Annotated in this window: 1 protein-coding gene; it reads right to left on the bottom strand. The window is 48.8% G+C overall.

What is annotated here, in order from left to right; translation table 11 throughout:
- Window positions 1-492, bottom strand: a 492-nt coding sequence (locus A3738_RS31455) for a hypothetical protein (protein ID WP_197473993.1), incomplete at both ends; no start/stop codon positions are given.

Below are 492 nucleotides of genomic sequence, written 5' to 3'. Positions count from 1 at the left end.
AATAGGTATAGTCATATCCTCTACGGTAGATGCCACGGTCGCTGGAGTTGAGTAATCTGCAGGCGTTGTTACATCGGCATCCTGTTTCTTAGGGAATGGGAATATGTAGTTCACAGCTGTTGTTATAGCAGGATCTGCTTGTGGCAGGACTAAGCCGATGTCTTGGAATGCAGTGTTGATCGCCGTGGCTAAAACATTATCTGCTTCCCAGCTTAAGTATTTGATTGGCGCGCCTGTACCGAGGGCAATATTCTCCCCTTCGTTTGGTGCGCCGATGTCAGCGGGAGGTCTAGAGTAGTATGGAACTTTCATTGTGCCTTGTACAATCGAGACGTTTGCGTAACCAGGGTGTGTGACCGGTGTAGAGCCCGTAAAGTCAATCTCAGCTGCTTTAGGTGTAGGCAATAGGTCTGCGAATCCGCCTACTCCTGATGGAAGGGCAACTAGAGCACCGCTGATACAGTTTATATAAGCTACGCCATTTGTTCCGTC

The organism is Oleiphilus sp. HI0066, from assembly GCF_001635725.1.
This window is presented reverse-complemented; position numbering and strand designations above follow the sequence as displayed.